1 protein-coding gene is annotated in these 1,121 nt (G+C 31.0%); it reads right to left on the bottom strand.

The genetic code is table 11. From position 1 onward, the window contains the following. Nucleotides 1–245 precede the first annotated feature (245 nt). On the bottom strand, nt 246–950 hold the full coding sequence (locus tag ABXQ82_RS18745; protein WP_367063335.1) for a hypothetical protein: 705 nt from the start codon (nt 948–950) through the stop codon (nt 246–248). Nucleotides 951–1,121 lie beyond the last annotated feature (171 nt).

Below are 1,121 nucleotides of genomic sequence, written 5' to 3'. Positions count from 1 at the left end.
TGCAATTAATCTATACAACGAAATAAGATTACATTTATCTTTAGACTATAAAACACCTAATATGGTATATTTAAAAACAGTGTAAATCAATTTTAACCTGTAGCCATATTTCAGGACAAGACAAACTTGCACACAACGTGTTTGTGTATGATTAGTTGCGTGTTTTAAGTACTAAAGTTAGCAAATAAATACCGAATAGAAAATCCGCTAGGATTTTCGTAAGTAGGCGAGAACCAAGCAATTAATTATACACGGTGTTGTGCGTTCGTTTTTATTTTTCGGTCAATTTCGTCCAATTCCTCAATCGTGTGAAATCCGTCATCTCCTTTTTTCGTTAATCTCGTTTTTACTTTTCCAGCAGACCAAAATATAAAATCCAATTTTTTCATTTCGGACAACTTATTGTCTTTAAATACTTGGTCTAAAAGTCCAATTGTTTCTGGTAAAAGATTATATTCAATTATTTGTTCATAACCAGTTTGAATTTTGTCAAGTTGGTCTAAATAATTGTCCAATTTAATTTCAAATTCCGATTGATATGGTCTTGACAGAGAAAACATTCTCGCAACTTCGCTGTCATAAATCGACATCGAGTCATTTATTGTATTAAACATCTTTGTTACAAATGAAAATTGTAAAGTGTTTTGTCCTTTTCTGTTCGGAAATGAGTAAAGTCTGCGTAATACTTTTTCAAAGTCAAATTGCTTTTCGTTGCGATATTGTTCTAAAATCTTAAAATACTCTTTTTTAAATTCAGGTGTAAGTCCAGCGTTGTCAATTCGGTAAAAACTCCTAAAAACAAATTGAAATAAATAATTTTCATTAACATTCGATTTCTTAAATTCGGTTTTTAGGAAATTATAAACATCGACACTTTCTTGGTCAATATTTTCAATAATTTCGGTAGAATGCTTTTCAATCCAATCAGATATTTCTCGTATTTTTTTCATTAATTTTTCCTAAATTTTCAATTTTAGTACGATTTTTCTTAAATGACGCACAACGTGCCGCGTGTAATGATAGTTGCGTGATTAAGCCACTAATTTAGCAAACACAATCGAGCCGGAGAAAATTCCGCAGGAATTTTCCAGATATGCAGTTGCCCGAGCAATTATTTTTAC

The organism is Algibacter sp. 2305UL17-15 (genome assembly GCF_040720935.1).
Lineage (GTDB): Bacteria > Bacteroidota > Bacteroidia > Flavobacteriales > Flavobacteriaceae > Jejuia.
Note: the sequence above shows the minus strand (reverse complement) of the source record. Positions and strands in the feature narration are given on the sequence as shown.

Coding starts and splice junctions, on each gene's coding strand:
- ABXQ82_RS18745 (WP_367063335.1), bottom strand. CDS start 950: ATGAAAAAAATACGAGAAATATCTGATTGGATTGAAAAGCATTCTACC.